Raw genomic sequence first — 15647 nt, forward strand, 5'->3', positions numbered from 1 at the left:
CCTTCCAGAGGAGAGTTCGCATGAGGAAGTTCACCATCGCCGCCATCGCCGTGCTCAGCATCGCCGGCTCGGGCGCGGTCTATGCCCACTATCATCGCCCGTGGATGCACGAGCACATGCGCCACATCCGCATGAACCCGGAAGACCGCGCCGCCATGGTCGACGCGCGGATCGCCGCCGTCCATGCCGGGCTGAAGCTCAACGCCGATCAGGAGAAGCTGTGGCCGCCGGTCGAGGCCGCCGTGCGCGACTTCGCCAAGCTGCGCATGGACCGCGCCAATGCGCGGATGAATGCCGGTCCCGGCGATGCCGGCAAGGACGCCAATAAGGACGCCAACAAGGATGCCGACAGGCCGGAAGATCCGGTCGCCCGCCTGCGCCAGCGCGCCGAGGACATGGGGGCGACGTCGGCGGCCCTGAAGAAGATCGCCGATGCCGCCGATCCGCTCTACAAGACTCTGGACGAGGGCCAGAAGCGGCGCCTCGCCGTGCTGACCCGCCACCGCGGCCCGTTCGGCGGTGGCGAAGACGGCCCGCGCGGCCACTTCATGGAGCGTGGCATGGACCGCATGATGGAGCGCGGTATGGACCACTTCCACCGTGACCGTTTCGACCGCGACGGCGGCTCGGACGGGGACCGCGAGGGCCGGCTCTGAGCCTGCAAGGGTGGCCCCGCTCAACCCTGGCGAAGCCGCTGGAATCCAGCGGCTTTTCGCTTTTTTGGGGGATGTGGGCACGCCCTTGGCATACCCTTGTCATAGCCTTGGAAAACTTACGTGCCATCGCTTGCCAGACCCGGATCGCTTTGCTAAACGACCGGCCTCGCAAGGCTTTAACCGCCTTTCGGGCGCATAGCTCAGTTGGTAGAGCAGCTGACTCTTAATCAGCGGGTCCCAGGTTCGAGCCCTGGTGCGCCCACCACCCTTAAGAGATTGGCCCGCAAGGGCTTTTTTAAATTCCTCCGCAGAACAAGCCGGGTCTCGTGCGACGCTTTTGATGGTCGCACGCCGTGCGACGAGTCGGATAATTAGGACCGAAGCCCCTCCACCTGTAACACGAAATCTACCGGTCTGCGTTCAGCTCTTCATACCGTCCTTCAGCACCTGCAATTCAAGCCTATCGATACCGAAATCGGCGCGAGCCGCATTGCGGGCGCGGCAGTGCTTCACGATGGTCTGCGCGCTTCGGTATGAATGTCCAGTAGAAGGCGCGGAGCTTCGGTTTGCACCTGAAGCGAAGGTCGGTATCGGCTGTTGCGCCTCCCCGATGTGAATCTATCGGGGGCGCTTCGCGACGCTCCCCGGTCCGGTGGTCCGCCGAGGCTTCGGCCCATTTTTCCTGCCACAGGTCAAACAGTGGGTTTTGCTCTACTTACGAACCTCGAGAATGCCATATCCATTAATGAGGGCAAACCTACAATTTTGTACGTTCGCGCGCTTAAGGACGTTGCCGGCGAGTCTCTTTCCGGCGGAGACCCTCGTCAGCTTCTTCAGGTCGAGGCGACATCGGCAAAAACGACGGCTATTTTGTTGAGCCTATATGGCCAAATTGGCGAGAGCACATTAGTGACCTCAACCATTTCCGTGAATCGGCGCCAAGCCGTTGCCTGTAGAATAAGGGCGAGCACCGGCGTCGGAAACCAGCGCCGATCAACGATTTGCTTCTCAGCTCAGCTCAACGCGTGAGCGGCCAATCCGTAGACCCACGGCTCGTTTTCCTTTCGGTTCAGGAATCGCCGTCCCTTGGACATGGTTGTGACCGTCTCGCTTATAGCGAGGCGGCTCTGCTGAAGATAATCAGCAAATAGGCCCGTCTGCTCCCGAGTATCGACGCGGGCGAAACGGCCGGTGAGATCCTTAAGATGCACGGCCGTGAGATGGATCGCGTCATAATCATTGCTGGCGACAATGGGACCGATCACGTGACCACGCCCGAACTCGCGCTTCATGGAGTAGCCGACTGTCTTGCCGTCGCGGCGCAGTACACAGATTGACGCACCTTCCGAAAGCAGAGCAAGCAGCTCCCGGCGGCTCGTGCCGAACGCACGCTCATCCAGCGCTGCAATCTCATTGAGTGTTTCGGCTGACGCCGATCTCAATTCGCCATCCAGAACTGATATCGGTGGAAGGGGTGATACGACCTCTCCCTGCCACTGATACACGACCGCTTCCTTGGTGAAGCCCAGCGACAGATAAAGATGATAGGCAGCATCGGTCGAGTTCAGGGTAAGATTCCGATCCCCACACCGTTCGAATACCTGTTCCATAAGCCATCGGCCGGTACCTTGTGCTTGGGTGCGCGGCGATGTGAGTACCAGGCCGATGGTGGCGAATTCGCGTCCGTGCGGGAACCACATTGCGCTTCCGAAAACGCGCCCGATGCCGTCAACAGCGACGATGCCTTGACCGGCGCGGCGCAGGAAATCCCAGTCCTTTGGCCGATGCGGCCAGCCGACCGCAATCGAGAGCGCGTGGAGCAGCTTCACATCAACGTCTCGAATGTCGCGCGCGACCAATTCGAAGGACTTCAGGCGTACGGATCGTCCCATCTCAGTTCATTCCTTCGCGGAATGCCAAAGTCTATGGCTTGGCGTGCTTTATGAACCTGCTGCCCAGTTGCGACAGCAAACGTGTTTGCCGCAGCATTGCACGGAAGGCCAGCAGGTTTCACCTGTTTTGGTACAAGTGTTCGAAATGTTCGGCATATAGCGCACCGAGATTCGGCAGAGAAAGCTTCTGCTTGCCGCTAGGCTGTAGATGTCCGGCGAGGTCGCTGCGCGCCAACAAGTCATTGAGCATCTCGCCGCGTGACACGAAGGGTCCCTCGATGGGGTTTCTTTTCAATTCCGATGCCGCTCGGGGCGCAATATTCCGCCAGATATTTGCGCGCGAGCTCCCCGATCTGGAATTCTACCAGGGGAGGAAAAGCATCGACCCGGAAAAGGTGCGGTATCTGCTGACCTGGAAAGTGCCGGACGACGTCTCGCGTTATCGCAATTTGGAGGTGCTCTTTTCCATCGGTGCCGGAGTCGACCAGTTCGTGCCCGAGATCATACCCGACCATGTGATGCTGGTGCGTATGGTCGAGGATGGCATCATACGCATGATGCAGGAATACGTCGTGCTCGGCGTGCTGGCGCTCCATCGCGAGATGCTCGCATATCGGGAGCAGCAGAGAAGGGGCAGGTGGCAAGATCTTGTCACCCCACAGGCGACCGAACGCCGCGTGGGTTTCCTGGGCGTTGGGATGCTGGCGCAAGCGGCAATCGATCGCCTCAAGCCCTTTGGATTTCCCCTTGCCGCATGGAGCCGCAGCAAAAATGTGGTCGAGGGCGTCACCTGCTTTCATGGCGACGATCAGCTGGGCAGTTTCCTGAGAGGAACGGATATTCTCGTCTGTCTTCTGCCCCTGACGGAGCAAACCCGCGGCCTCCTGAACTCAAAACTCTTCTCGTTTTTGCCGATGGGAGCGCGACTGCTGCATGTCGGCCGCGGCCCGCAGCTCGACCAGGCCGCACTCATCGAGGCGCTCGACGGCGGCCGCCTTGCAGCAGCTATGCTCGATGTCACCGACCCCGAGCCGCTGCCGGAAGGCCATGCGCTCTGGTCGCACCCGAAGGTGATGATAACTCCGCACATCGCATCCGTGACGCAACCGCATTCGGCGGCACAATCCGTCGTAGAAAACATCCGGCGCCACCGCGCTGGAAAAAATCCGATCGGGCTTGTCGATCGAACACTCGGCTATTAACCAAGGATGATGTCATGTCCCTTCTGATTTCTATCGATCCCGATCCGGACTTCGCACCAAAGAACGCCTTGCCTGTTCCGGAACGGCTCATTTCGGGCAATCCATCCTTCAAGACCTGGGCGCAGGACGCCTCCAAAGCCGAGAAGGTGCTGACCGGCGTCTGGGAAGCAACGCCCGGCGAGACCCATTCCATTAAGGGCACCACTTACGAGTTCTGCCACATCATCTCGGGTCTCATCGAAATTGAGGAAAAGGGTGGTGAGACGAAGACTTACCGCGCCGGCGACAGCTTTGTGATGAAGCCGGGCTTTGTCGGCATCTGGCGCACGATCGAGACCGTGCGAAAGATCTACGTCTGCGCTTATGACTGAGCACAAAGCTCGAAGTGCGCTCCTAATATAGGCGCGCTGCCAGAATAATCGGCTTTTCGAGTCGCGTCTTATGCGATTCAACGCCGCCAGGCGCTTAATTCTCGATGAAAAATGCGGCGTTCGATCCTGTATTGCTCGGATGAGAAGATTCGATCTCACCGATGGCAAATCCAACAGCGTGCTTGTCGAACTCACGTCGAGCAGACTCGCTCGTGGACAAGGAACATGAGCCGATTACGCATCGCTGTGATGGCGGGGTTGGCCCCGAAGGGAAAAGAAGATGATCGCATTGAAGGACAAGGATCTGTTTCGCCAGCAGGCGTTGATCGGCGGCAACTGGCGGGATGCGAACGCGAAATCGACCGTTGATGTCATCGATCCTGCCAGCCAGAACGTCCTTGGCACTATCCCCGACATGGGGCGTGACGAGACTGCGGCTGCAATCAACGCTGCGGCTGATGCGTTCAAACGTTGGAAGAAGACTACTCACGCAGAACGCGCGGCACTTTTGGAGCGTTGGTATGAGCTCATGCGGCAGCATGAGCAGGATCTGGCGCTCTTGCTGACTTTGGAACAGGGCAAACCGCTTGCTGAATCGCTCGGAGAAATCCGCTATGGGGCATCCTTCGTAAAATGGTTTGCGGAAGAGGCTCGCCGGATCAACGGATCGACCATCCCGTCACCTACTGCCGATCGCCGCATTCTGGTGCTGAAAGAGCCGGTCGGCGTCTGCGGGATTATCACGCCCTGGAACTTTCCCAGCGCCATGATCACGCGCAAGGTGGCACCTGCGCTTGCTGCGGGCTGCACCGTGGTCATCAAGCCATCTGAATTTACGCCGTTTTCGGCACTCGCGATCGGCGTACTTGCGGAGCAGGCAGGGATCCCGGCGGGCGTCATTAATATAGTGACTGGCATGCCCGCGGAAATCGGCCAGGAATTGATGGCCAATGAAACTGTTCGCAAGATCTCGTTTACCGGGTCGACTCGCGTCGGCGCATTGCTGATGAAAGGCGCCGCCGACAACATCAAGAAGCTCAGCCTCGAGCTCGGCGGCAACGCGCCGTTCATCGTCTTTGATGATGCCGATCTCGACCGGGCCGTTGAGGGCGCGATTGCGTCGAAGTTTCGTAATGGTGGACAGACCTGCGTTTGCTGCAATCGCATTTTGGTACAATCGGGCATTTACGATGCCTTTGCAGAAAAGCTGGCCAGACGGGTTGCGAAAATGAAGGTCGGGGCCGGCACCGAAGAAGGCGTCGAAATCGGACCAATGATCAATGGCGCGGCGATAGAAAAGATCAAGCGGCACATCACAGACGCTCTGGACAAGGGCGCGAGGATCATCTCGCAGAGCGAATATATGCCGGAAGGTAGGCAATATGCCCGCCCCGTCGTGCTCGGTGAGGCAACGGCTGACATGCTCTTGGCCTCAGAAGAGACGTTCGGACCAGTCGCGCCGCTTTTCCGCTTCAAGACGGAGGACGAAGCGATCGCGATCGCGAACGGCACGCCCTTCGGTCTTGCCGCCTATTTCTATACGGAAAGCCTCAAGCGCTCATGGCGCGTTGCCGAGGCGCTGGAATTCGGCATGGTAGGCCTGAACACCGGCCTGATCTCGACCGAGGTCGCGCCTTTCGGCGGCGTAAAACAATCGGGGCTGGGGCGCGAAGGATCCCAGCTCGGGATAGATGAATATCTCGAGATCAAAACGCTTCATGTCGGCGGATTGGAATAAGGGGACGATTCCTGGTTTCAGGAGAGGAATCGAAGGGTTCTTCGATTTTGCGGCGGACCGCGTCCGCGCGATAAACAGCATGATGCCTCAACAGCGAAGTAACACAATTCTGTCGGATGAGTAGTTCAAACACAGAAAAAGGGGGCGGTTGAACCGCCCCCTTTATTCATCACGCAACAGTCTCTACTGAAATTTTCGAAGGTCTACGTGCCGCGAAAGAGCCCGAAAAGGATACGCCTTCACGCGCTTCTTCGAAGGGGCTCCAAGCCGACTGCGGCGGCGAGCCCGCCGATGTCCGCGACCTCAGTGTATTCATAGAAGGGGTTCGCGGGCTCGTGACCGCGGTTCACCCACACCTTGCTCTTGATGCCCAGGTCGTAGGCCGTCATCAGGTCGTACCGGAAGGACGAGGAGACGTGGGTAATATCTTCCGGGCCGCAGCCCAGCTTGTCGAGCATGTACTCGAAGCCCTTCATGTGCGGCTTGTAGGCGCCGGTCTCCTCGGCCGTGATGATCATGTGGAAGGGCGCGCCGAGCTTTTCGACGTTCGACATGATGAGGTTCTTCATGGAGTTCGACAGGATCACCAGCGGTAACTCCGTGGCGACTTTGGCCAGACCGGCCGGGACGTCGGGATGTGGACCCCATGTGTGGATCTCTTCATTGATGCGCTGGGCATCCTCCGGCCGAAATACGACACCGTTGCGCTTGCACGCGCGCTCTACCGAATTATGCACGACCTCGAAGTATGACTTCCACGCGCCAAGAACCTCGTCCAGGCGATAGGCAGCGAAATCCTTGATGAAACTTGCCATCGTCGTGGCAGAAAGCCGGGAGCCGTAGACTCGCCTTGCCGCACCGGCCATGTCGAAATTCGTCAGCGTGCCATAGCAATCGAAAGTGATATATTTCGGTCGGAACTTGGTCATGACGTGGAATCCTCCAATCTTCTCGGCACCGCGCGCCGGTACGACAAGCATCATAAGGAGCATCTCGTAAGATAAAGCGCCGCTTTCGCTGAAGCCGGAAGCAGATTGTGTCGTACCGGATCGAAGCTTTGGCAGAGAGTTGCGCCAAGCAACCGCTCGCGTTGAGCAGCACCGTCATGCGCCGGGCCTGCTCCGGCATAAGCTGCGGCATCGATCACCAACGAAAGTCAAAACTCCTGCGATCCGGGCGCGGCTTGGGAGGAACTGCCGTCCTGGATATCCTAATCTGCCTTCGGGTTGATATGGAGGACGACATGTTGAGCAATTCGCTGATCGAGCTGGATCGTGCGCATCTGGTTCACCCGGTCTCATCCTATCGCACTCACGAGGCCTTGGGTGTGCGGGTGTTAAGATCGGCGAAGGGCGCGACGCTGACCGACGTCTCGGGCCATCAATTGCTCGACGGCTTCGCCGGCCTGTGGTGTGTCAATGCCGGGTACGGACAAGACAGCATCGTTGATGCAGCCACGAGACAACTGCGCGAACTGCCCTATGCGACGGGCTATTTCGGGTTGGGCTCCGATCCAGCCATCCGGCTGGCCGCCAGGTTGGCCGAATTAGCGCCTGGCGATTTGAACCATGTTTACTTCACGCTGGGTGGCTCCGATGCCGTCGACAGCACGATCCGATTTATTCGGTACTATTATCATGCCAAGGGTACGCCGCAGAAGGATCAGTTCATTTCCGTCGAGCATGGCTACCATGGATCGTCGACGGCAGGGTCCGGCTTGACCGCGATCCCCTCCTTTCATGCGGGCTTTGGGGTACCTTATAGCTGGCAGCACAAAATTCCGTCGCACTATGCCTATCGTAATCCTGTCGGTTCCCATCCTCAGGCTATCATTGCTGCGTCGGTTGCGGCCCTGCGAGCCAAGATCGCCGAACTGGGCGCAGACCGCGTTGCGGCTTTTTACGTCGAGCCAATTCAGGGATCAGGGGGTGTCCTCGTGCCACCGCCGTCTTGGCTGAAAGCCATGCACGCTGTTTGCCGGGAGAACGATATTTTGTTCGTTGCCGATGAGGTCATCACTGGCTTTGGTCGTGTCGGCCCATTTTTCGCATGCGAAGAAGACGACGTCGTGCCGGATTTCATGACCACCGCAAAGGGTCTGACGTCGGGCTATGTGCCGATGGGAGCCGTTTTCATGTCCGACCGCGTCTACAATACGATTGCGGACGGAGCCGGCAGGACGGCGGTCGGCCACGGCTACACCTATTCCGCACATCCCGTCAGTGCAGCGGTCGGACTCGCGTGCCTGGATCTTTACGAAAGCGGCTTGTTGGCAAACGGCCGGAAGGCCGGGCACCGCCTGATGGAGGGCCTTCGCGCGCTTGCAGATCATCCACTTGTCGGCGATGTCCGTGGTCGCGGCATGCTGGCCGCAATCGAGCTCGTCACGGACAAGGAGCGCAAGACGCCCCTGCCGGCGGAAGCCGACGCGGCGCGCCGCATCTTCGACCGCGCATGGGACAACGGTCTCGTCATCCGCGCCTTTGCCCAGGGCGTGCTGGGTTTTGCGCCCCCGCTCTGCTGCACGGATGGGGACATCGACGGCATCATCGAACGAACTCGCATGACGCTCGACCAAACCCTCGAAGACAGCGACGTCCGCGCGGCGATGAAATGATGATCACTGCGCCTGTCATTCCGAGGCCAGCAAAAGCCTGAGCCGTAGCGCGACGCGACGATCTGTCCATGCCCCCCGAGGTGGAGGATTGTTCTTCAGCTATTGAATATGCTTTCGAGAGGCAGATGGGATTTCACGATCGGGGACTTCAGCACGACAAAACTGAAGTATTTGTCGATTCCGATATCCATCTCGACGAGACGTTCCATCAGCGCCTGATATTCGCTGATTCCCGCTGTGATAAACTTCACGAGGTAGTCATATCCGCCCGAAACCAGATGGCATTCGACGACTGAATCTATCTTTTCGATAGTCGTGAGAAAGCGCGCGAAATCGATCTGGCGATGATTTTTGAGCGTGATCTCGGCGAACACAGTCAGAGTTTGTCCGAGCTTGGAGACGTCGATCTGGGCGGAATAGCCGGTGATGAAGCCCTCCGTCTGGAGTCTCTTGACGCGCATCAGGCAGGGGCTCGGGGAAAGGTTTATAAGCTCTGCGAGCTCGACGTTGGAAGTCCGCCCGTTCTTCTGCAGTTCGCATAAAATCCTGATGTCGATCTTATCGAGCTTCATAAGCAATGCCATGAGATGGGAGCCATAGCGGCGTCAAGGCTTTGAGGCTTCAGCGTCATACGCACTGTCATAGCACCAACCAGCTTCCTTTCCCACCGGGCGGCGAGATTGCTTTTCAGAACTCGGCGACCTTGCCCCAGGCACCCGTTTTCAGCCGCTCCGGCCTGTATGGACGCGGGTCGACGATCGGCGCAGTACCCGTAATGATGTCGGCGATTAGGTGCCCCGCGCCGGGGCCAATCCCGAAACCGTGGCCGCTGAACCCTGCCGCAAGGATAAAGCCTGGAATCGCCCCCACCTCACCGATTGCGGGAACGCCATCCGGTGTGCTGTCAATATAACCGGCCCAGACATTGGAGATTGCGACGCGACGGAGTTCAGGCAGCAATTCGCAAGCTCGTTGATGTGTCAGCCGAATCTGCCGCATGTCGGGACGGGGACTAAGTGTCCGGTTCAGCTCCATCGGGGTCGTCTCATCGAGCGCCCACTTCGCCAAGGATTCATGACCTTGGCGCATGCCCTCGAATGCTCCAGGGGCGAGACTGCGCCAGCGTCGCGCGAACATAGGCACGAATTCGCGAGCGAACCTGAATTGCTGCGGCGTTGGATCGACGCGCGCACGCCCGCCGATCGCCGCAGTGTATCCGCCGTTGCTACGTCGCGTAAGCGACACGAGTGCGGTGTGCAGGGCATCAGGCAGGCCGGCTGCGCCAGGAGCCACGGCGAGAATGGACTGGCGCACGGACGCCTGCGGGAAGCGAATGCCGAGCTGGTTGCAGAACGAAGAGGCCCAGGCCCCTCCTGCCATGACCACCGTGTTGGTCCGGATTGTGCCTGTTTCGGTCACTACGCCGCTCACCCGGCCGGCACGGAGCTCTATGCCGCGAGCGGCGCAGTGCTGGTGCACCGTGCCGCCAGCCGTCATGATCGCACGCGCGACCACGGGCACAGCCTTCGAAGGGTCTGCCGTTCCGTCGGTTGGAGAGAATACGCCGCCTTTCCATTTGCGGCCCGTCGCTTTGCCTCTCTCGCTCGCTTCGTTCGTGCTCAACATCTGTGTCGTAACGCCGACCGTCTTTGCAAAATCGCGCCACTTCGCCCAGCCGGTCAGCTCATTTTCGTCATTCGACAGATAGAGAAGCCCGCAGCGGCGGAACCCCGTGTCTTCCCCGGTCTCCTGTGCTACTGTCTCCCAAAGATCGAGACTCTTGGTGGCAATCGGTAGCTCGCGCGCGTCGCGATTCTGTTGACGACACCATCCCCAATTGCGACTGGACTGCTCGGCGGCGACACGCCCCTTTTCGAGCAAGGCGACCTTAACGCCGCGGCGGGCGAGATAGTACGCCGTGAACACGCCCACCACGCCGCCGCCAATGACGACGACGTCAGCCTCTTGAGGCAGAGACGGGCTTGATTCAATATGGATGAGCGGCGCACTCATGAAGCGAGGACTCCCGGCGTTTGACCTATCGTAGCTGAGCATTCGCGGCAGGTGCTCTGCGGGAATTTGTGATTAGACGGAATATTCTGCGGTTTGCCGACTTCTGTTCAAGCTATTATTGTGAGAACACGTCGCTGGCGCCCACCTCATTCGCCAAAGCACCAGGGCATCAAGCTTTGAGCGCGTGCGGCCGTGCCGTGCACAACGATAGTGCGCTTGTGCGTAAAAGACAGGCCGCCTGAGAGTTCTCTCGTCGCGGCGGCAATCTCAATCTAGTCCGGTTCGGTAATTGATCTCCGACGTTTGGCGGCGCAGACTGAAATGCCAGATGGCACTTCGTTTTCAGAACTTCCTGCTGCCCATACGGCGCGTTTCGGCGACTCTGGGGTGATTGAAGCAGTCAAACTCGCGAATGCCGCGTCAATGTCGATCAATGGCAGAAGTTCTAAAGGGAAGCTGGATGAGCCTTGTCCAGGAACAGACCTCCACAAGAGCAATCAAGCTGGATGGGACTGTTAGCTCCAAGAACTTCGATTCAGTGATCGAGTTGGCCGCTCGTCCGATGTTTTGGCTTGAGCGACAGCTTTTTTTGCTGTTGAGCACCAAGCTTTGAATCATGTCGCACTCTCCGAACAGGGAATGGCAAAATGAGCGGCGAATTTTCGACCTGTCCGATCGTCGCGGCGGCAACAATGGCCGAAGAGCCAATCCGCAGCAGAACGACCCAACGCCGTTGAAAGGGGAGACTGTTCAAATGGCCTCTGCCTCTCAGGCTGTAGCTTCGGAAGATGTGGCACTCTCGGTGCGTGACCTGACCGTGAGCTTGCCGGCCGGGATGGAGCGGGCTCACGCCGTCGAGAACGTCTCCTTTGATCTGAAGCGTGGTCAGATACTGTGCATCATTGGAGAGTCCGGATCGGGCAAGTCGGTCACAGCCAATGCGATCATGGGGCTTCTGCCCAAGGCGATACGTGTTACCTCGGGTTCGATCGACCTGAATGGGACCAACATCGTAGCCATTTCGCCCGATAAGCTCCGCAACCTTCGCGGCCGCGTCGTCTCGATGATCTTTCAAGATCCGCTCTCAGCGCTCAATCCGCTGATGACCGTGGGCGCGCAGATCGAGGAAGTGATGGCAGCGCACGACGTTGGGACCGCGAAATCCCGTCGCAGCCGCGCCATAGACTTGTTGGTTGAAGTCGGTCTTCCCGATCCGCAACTCATGTATCACCAGTATCCATTCCGGCTTTCGGGCGGGCAACGGCAGCGGGTGATGATCGCCATGGCCCTGGCTCTTGAGCCCGCGATCCTGATTGCGGACGAGCCGACGACCGCACTCGACGTGACGACGCAGGCGCAGATCCTCAAACTGATCCGCGACATTCAGCGCCGCAAGGGAATGAGCGTGATGTTCATCACCCATGACTTTGGAGTCGTGGCGGAGATTGCCGATTCCGTTGTGGTGATGGAGAAGGGCCATTGCGTCGAGCAAGGCAGTGCCGAGCAAGTGCTCAAGTCGCCCAGTCACCTCTATACGCGCCGCCTGATCGCGGCCGTGCCGCACCTGACCGGCAAGGACCGCAATCCGTTGGAAGCCGCCGACAGGGCGTCAATCCTGAAGGTCGAGTGTCTGGTCAAGACCTATCGCAGCGGCAGTGCGCTTTTCCGCACGCAGCGCATCGTGACTGCGGTCAATGGTGTCTCGTTCGATCTCACGCAGGGCCGCACGCTAGGCGTTGTCGGAGAAAGCGGTTCGGGCAAATCGTCGCTCGGCCGGCTGCTGATCAAGCTCATGGAGAGCGACGGTGGCTCGATTCTGTTCGAAGGCCGCGACGTCGCCGGGCTTACCGAGGCCGAGTTTCGGCCGCTGCGGCCAAAAATCCAGATGATCTTCCAGGATCCTTTTGCGTCGCTCAACCCGCGCTCGACGGTCGGGCAAATTCTCACAGTAGGGCCGGTCGCGCACGGCGTGCCGCACAGAGAGGCTGGTGAGCGGGCGCGTGAGCTTCTGTCCCATGTGGGCCTGGATTCAGGCGCCTTTGAACGCTATCCGCACGAATTCTCCGGCGGGCAGCGCCAGCGCGTCGGCATCGCCCGGGCGCTGATGTTCAAACCAAAATTGCTGATCGCCGACGAAGCCGTCTCCGCGCTTGACGTGTCAATCCAGGCCCAGATCCTGAAGCTGCTGGACCAGATTCAGCGGGAGACTGGCGTCTCGATGATCTTCATCACGCATGATCTGCGCGTCGCCAGCCAGATCTGCGATGAAATTGCGGTTATGCATCGAGGACAGATCATCGAACGCGGACCGCCGTCGCAGATCTTCCTGGACCCGAAATCCGCCTACACGCGCGAGCTCGTCGCTGCCATCCCCGGCGAGCAGCCAAGGGGCGCTCGCGCGCTCGCGGGAGTCAATGAACACCGGCGGGACACAGCCAAGAACGAGGAGAGGTCATGACGGAAGCTTATTTTGACTCGAGCTATTCACGGCGCAATGCACTTCGATTGATGGTGGCCGGGGCTGCCGGCCTCGCTGCACCAGGCCTGTTGGGTACGCCCGCCTTCGCTCAGAAGGCTCCCGCCAAACCGAGCGGTCGCATCGTCGTCGGACTTGGACAAGAGCCGACAGTCTTCAATCCGCTGATGGTACACATTGAAGTCGATGATGGTGTCCATTTCTCGGTTTTTGACGCGCTGTTCCGGATCGACCCAAAAGGCGAGATTCAGCCCAACCTTGCCGTCGAAGTACCGAACCAGAAGAACGGCGGCATTTCGGAGGACGGTCTCAAATGGCACCTTCGTTTGCGTGATGATGTCCGCTGGCACGACGGCAAACCCTTCACGGCCGAGGATGTGAAGTTCACCCTCGAACTGATCACCAACCCGGACTTCCGGAGTTGGCGCACCGCCGGCCATGCCCTCGTGCGCGACATCACGGTGATCTCGCCCACGGAGATCTCGTGGCGAATGGAACAGGTTTTTGCGCCTTATCTGTCGTTCCTCACCGAAACCTTCATCGTGCCCAAGCACATCCTCGAGAAGGAGGCCAATCCAAACAACGCTGCCTTCAACCAGGCGCCTGTTGGCACCGGCGCGTTCAAGTGGGGCCAGCGGGTCGCAGGCGATCATCTCGAGCTCGTGGCTAACTCCGAATATTTCGGAGAAGGCCCTCACATCGAGAAGCTGATCTTCAAATACATTCCCGACCTCACCGTCCTCTACACTCAGTTCAAGAGCGGCGACGTGGACCTGATGGGGCAGCCGTACATCACAGCTGACCATTACGAGGAAGCCAAGGCGCTGGCGAACCGAGTTGTGACACTGGTCCCAAAGGCCTCATTCGAGTCCTTTTACCTGAATCTGGAGCGTCCACAGTTCAGGGAGCTTGCAGTCCGTGAGGCGCTCTATGCAGCCATCGACAAGGAATCGATTATCCAGGGGCTCTATTACGGCGTGCCGACTCCGACGGAGACCTTCATGCCGAGGCAGGCCATCTACTATAACCCCAATCTTCCAGCGCACGCATACAATCTGGACCGCGCGCGCCAGATCCTCGACCAAGCCGGCTGGATGCCCGGGCGGGATGGCATTCGGGCCAAAAGCGGCGTCCGCCTGTCCTTTGCCAGCTCGACCACTTCAGGCGATCCGCTTCGCGAGCAGGTGCAGCAGTTCTTGCAGCAGACATTTTCTCAGTTGGGCGTCGAGATGAAGATATCGAACTTGCCCGCCGCCGTGATGTGGGGCGAGTTCTGGCAGCAATCGCAATTCGATTCCGTGATCGTCGGTAGCACGTATCTGATCGGTGCTGACCCGGACGTGACCAATCGCTTGCACTCGCGTTCGATTAGAACGAAGGGCGGGCGTGGTTCGAATAATGCGCAGTATTCAAATCTAGAGGTCGATGCCTTGCTCGATCAAGGGGTTCGCAGCTTCGATCCGGACGCGCGGCGCACGATCTACCGTCGGGTACAAGAGCTTGTTCGTCGCGACCTGCCCTTCCTTCCGCTGTACCAGATCAATGCGGTCCAGGGTAACAAGAAAGGCATTTCCGGGGTCGCGCCGAACGTCAACACGCGCACTGAATCCTGGAACGCGCTGGCTTGGTCTTGGGCGAGTTGACGTATCGCCGCCCGGGGCCCGGATAGGCGCAGGGCGGCGACCGACTAGCCGCTGTCAAGTTAATATGGAGACTCGAATGCCCGGGTTCCTGCTCAATCGTTTTTCGCAGAGCATCGTGCTGTTGGTGATCGTCTCGATCATCGGCTTCACGGTGCTCAACTTCATGCCGGGGGGTCCTCTCGCGCAGTTCGGGCTGGATCCCGGCATGACTCAGAAGGACATTGAGCGACTGGCAGAGCAGCTCGGGCTGAACCGGCCGCTGTGGATTCAGTATTTTGATTGGGCTTGGCGGCTGGTTCAAGGCGACTGGGGACACTCTTTCCGCGACGGCACGCCGGTGCTGGCGGTGATTGGGCGTCACCTCTTCGCGACGTTGCTGCTCATGGGCACCTCCACGGCACTGGCCATTGCCATTGGTTCCTGGATCGGGATCCGCGGTGCCACCCACCGCTATTCCCTGTTCGATTATTGCGCGACGATCGGCGCCATGGTCGCGCTGTCGGTCCCGACCTTCTGGTTCGGCCTCGTCGGCATCTATATCTTCACGTTGAAGCTCGGTTGGGTGCCTGCAGGGAACATGTACACGATCGGCGACGGATCGGTGCTGGATTACTTGCATCACCTGATCTTGCCAAGCTTGGTGCTGTCTCTGGTCCATGTCGCGGTCTGGAGCCGCTACATGCGCACGGCGACTCTCGATGCGCTGAGCCAGGATTTCGTCAAGACGGCTCGCGCCAAGGGCCTGAGTGAGCGCCGCATCCTGCTGAAGCATGTCGTCGGCAACGCGCTGTTGCCGATGATCACGCTGGCTGGGGTGCAGTTGCCGAGCATTCTGACCGGCGCGTTGGTCACTGAGACCATCTTTACCTGGCCGGGAATGGGGCGGCTGTTTCTCGACAGCCTCGGCTACAGTGATTATCCGATGGTCATGGGGCTGTTGATATTCTCAGCCATCCTTGTCGTGCTTGGCAATCTCGTCGCAGACATCCTTGTCGCACTCGTCGATCCGCGCATTCGTCTCAGCTGAAGACGCAGGCTC

12 protein-coding genes and 1 tRNA gene are annotated in these 15647 nt (G+C 59.3%); 9 read left to right on the forward strand and 4 right to left on the reverse strand.

All coding sequences use genetic code 11. The features are described 5' to 3' along the window. Positions 1–20 precede the first annotated feature (20 nt). Together BRA1253DRAFT_RS31630 and BRA1253DRAFT_RS31635 are read left to right on the forward strand one after the other, a co-directional pair. Positions 21–656 (forward strand): Spy/CpxP family protein refolding chaperone, encoded by a 636-nt coding sequence (locus BRA1253DRAFT_RS31630; protein WP_007601114.1) that lies wholly within the window; start codon positions 21–23, stop codon positions 654–656. 189 nt (positions 657–845) lie between these two features. Further along, positions 846–921, forward strand: a tRNA-Lys gene (locus BRA1253DRAFT_RS31635). A gap of 748 nt (positions 922–1669) precedes the next feature. Here the strand turns inward: BRA1253DRAFT_RS31635 and BRA1253DRAFT_RS31640 are convergent. Further along, entirely contained in the window at positions 1670–2548 is an 879-nt protein-coding gene (locus tag BRA1253DRAFT_RS31640; protein ID WP_007601115.1) for a GNAT family N-acetyltransferase, read from the reverse strand. A 278-nt stretch (positions 2549–2826) separates the two neighbouring features. On the opposite strand from BRA1253DRAFT_RS31640, the gene BRA1253DRAFT_RS31645 reads away from it, so the two are divergent. The 3 genes from BRA1253DRAFT_RS31645 to BRA1253DRAFT_RS31655 all read left to right on the forward strand — a co-directional run bounded on the left by BRA1253DRAFT_RS31645 (position 2827) and on the right by BRA1253DRAFT_RS31655 (position 5859). Further along, positions 2827–3750 carry a glyoxylate/hydroxypyruvate reductase A gene (locus BRA1253DRAFT_RS31645; protein WP_007601116.1) on the forward strand — a complete coding sequence of 308 codons (924 nt, stop codon included), beginning with the start codon at positions 2827–2829 and terminating at the stop codon, positions 3748–3750. Between the two features lie 14 nt (positions 3751–3764). Next, on the forward strand, positions 3765–4121 hold the full coding sequence (locus tag BRA1253DRAFT_RS31650; RefSeq protein ID WP_007601117.1) for a cupin domain-containing protein: 357 nt from the start codon (positions 3765–3767) through the stop codon (positions 4119–4121). A gap of 280 nt (positions 4122–4401) precedes the next feature. Beyond that, the gene (locus BRA1253DRAFT_RS31655) at positions 4402–5859 is read left to right on the forward strand and encodes an NAD-dependent succinate-semialdehyde dehydrogenase (RefSeq protein ID WP_007601118.1); all 1458 of its coding nucleotides are present in this window, start codon (positions 4402–4404) and stop codon (positions 5857–5859) included. A 239-nt stretch (positions 5860–6098) separates the two neighbouring features. Here BRA1253DRAFT_RS31655 and BRA1253DRAFT_RS31660 read toward each other — a convergent pair whose 3' ends face one another. Further along, complete coding sequence (locus BRA1253DRAFT_RS31660; RefSeq protein ID WP_007601119.1) at positions 6099–6788, reverse strand: haloacid dehalogenase type II; 690 nt, start codon at positions 6786–6788, stop codon at positions 6099–6101. 314 nt (positions 6789–7102) lie between these two features. On the opposite strand from BRA1253DRAFT_RS31660, the gene BRA1253DRAFT_RS31665 reads away from it, so the two are divergent. Beyond that, positions 7103–8476, forward strand: coding sequence for an aspartate aminotransferase family protein (locus BRA1253DRAFT_RS31665; protein WP_007601121.1), 1374 nt, complete (start codon positions 7103–7105; stop codon positions 8474–8476). Positions 8477–8571: 95 nt separating this feature from the next. On the opposite strand, the gene BRA1253DRAFT_RS31670 is transcribed toward BRA1253DRAFT_RS31665, so the two are convergent. Then, the gene (locus tag BRA1253DRAFT_RS31670) at positions 8572–9048 is read right to left on the reverse strand and encodes an Lrp/AsnC family transcriptional regulator (RefSeq protein WP_018453188.1); all 477 of its coding nucleotides are present in this window, start codon (positions 9046–9048) and stop codon (positions 8572–8574) included. Positions 9049–9163: 115 nt separating this feature from the next. Next, positions 9164–10489, reverse strand: a complete 1326-nt coding sequence (locus BRA1253DRAFT_RS31675; RefSeq protein ID WP_007601123.1) for an FAD-binding oxidoreductase — start codon at positions 10487–10489, stop codon at positions 9164–9166. A 754-nt stretch (positions 10490–11243) separates the two neighbouring features. Between BRA1253DRAFT_RS31675 and BRA1253DRAFT_RS31685 the strand changes: the two genes are divergently transcribed. The 3 genes from BRA1253DRAFT_RS31685 to BRA1253DRAFT_RS31695 all read left to right on the forward strand — a co-directional run bounded on the left by BRA1253DRAFT_RS31685 (position 11244) and on the right by BRA1253DRAFT_RS31695 (position 15635). Further along, positions 11244–12947: an ABC transporter ATP-binding protein gene (locus BRA1253DRAFT_RS31685; protein WP_007601126.1), complete on the forward strand. Its 1704-nt coding sequence runs from the start codon at positions 11244–11246 to the stop codon at positions 12945–12947. Beyond that, a complete protein-coding gene (locus tag BRA1253DRAFT_RS31690; protein ID WP_007601127.1) occupies positions 12944–14608 on the forward strand; it encodes a peptide ABC transporter substrate-binding protein in 1665 nt (554 codons plus the stop codon). The genes BRA1253DRAFT_RS31685 and BRA1253DRAFT_RS31690 overlap by 4 nt, the downstream gene beginning before the upstream one ends. A 76-nt stretch (positions 14609–14684) precedes the next feature. Then, positions 14685–15635: an ABC transporter permease gene (locus BRA1253DRAFT_RS31695; protein WP_007601128.1), complete on the forward strand. Its 951-nt coding sequence runs from the start codon at positions 14685–14687 to the stop codon at positions 15633–15635. The last annotated feature ends 12 nt before the right edge of the window (positions 15636–15647 follow it).

This window comes from Bradyrhizobium sp. WSM1253, assembly GCF_000244935.1.
Taxonomy (GTDB): domain Bacteria; phylum Pseudomonadota; class Alphaproteobacteria; order Rhizobiales; family Xanthobacteraceae; genus Bradyrhizobium; species Bradyrhizobium canariense.